General features: G+C 66.7%; 2 protein-coding genes. Both read right to left on the minus strand.

The features are described from left to right. The coding region (locus V2J85_RS40250; RefSeq protein ID WP_330824346.1) for an AIR synthase related protein at window positions 1-656 on the minus strand (656 nt) is incomplete at its 3' end. Continuing rightward, the coding region (locus V2J85_RS40255) for a phosphoribosylformylglycinamidine synthase subunit PurQ (RefSeq protein WP_330824347.1) at window positions 656-919 on the minus strand (264 nt) is incomplete at its 5' end. The genes V2J85_RS40250 and V2J85_RS40255, both read right to left, overlap by 1 nt.

The following is a 919-nucleotide window of genomic DNA, read 5'->3' on the forward strand; positions in this document are numbered from 1 at the left end:
CCGTAGAGGATGACCTTGTTGCCGGCGCCGGAGGCCTTGGCCAGGTGGATGTCCTCGTGCTTCATCACACCGATGCAGCCGGCGTTGACCAGCGGATTGCCCTGGTAGCAGGCGTCGAAGACGACCTCACCACCGATGTTCGGCAGGCCCAGGCAGTTGCCGTAGCCGCCGATCCCGGCCACCACGCCCGGCAGCACACGCTTGGTGTCGGGGTGATCGGCCGCACCGAACCGCAGCGGATCGACCACCGCCACCGGACGGGCACCCATCGCCAGGATGTCGCGGACGATACCGCCCACACCCGTCGCCGCGCCCTGGTAGGGCTCGATGTAGGAGGGGTGGTTGTGCGACTCGACCTTGAAGGTCACCGCATACCCCTGGCCCACATCCACCACGCCGGCGTTCTCACCGATACCGACCAGCAGCGCATCGTTCTCGGGCGCCTTCTCCCCGAACTGCTTCAGATGCACCTTGCTGGACTTGTACGAGCAGTGCTCGGACCACATCACCGAGTACATCGCCAGCTCCGCCCCGGTGGGGCGGCGGCCCAGGATCTCGCGGATCCGCGCGTACTCGTCCTCCTTCAGACCCAACTCGGCCCAGGGCTGGGCGGATTCGGGGGTCTCGGTGGCGTGCTTGACAGTGTCGAGAGTCATCAGGCGCCCACCAGCTTCTTCAGGATCGAGGTGAAGAATCCCAGGCCGTCGGTCCGGCCGGTCCCGATCAGCGGCTCCACCGCGTGCTCGGGGTGCGGCATCAGGCCGACCACATTGCCCGCCGCATTCGTGATGCCGGCAATGTCACGCAACGAACCGTTGGGGTTGCCGTCCAGGTAACGGAAGACCACCCGGCCCTCCGCCTCCAGCTCATCGAGCGTGCGCTCGTCAGCGGTGTACCGGCCATCGATGTTCTTCAGCGG

Source organism: Streptomyces bugieae (assembly GCF_036352915.1).
GTDB classification, from domain to species: domain Bacteria; phylum Actinomycetota; class Actinomycetes; order Streptomycetales; family Streptomycetaceae; genus Streptomyces; species Streptomyces endophytica.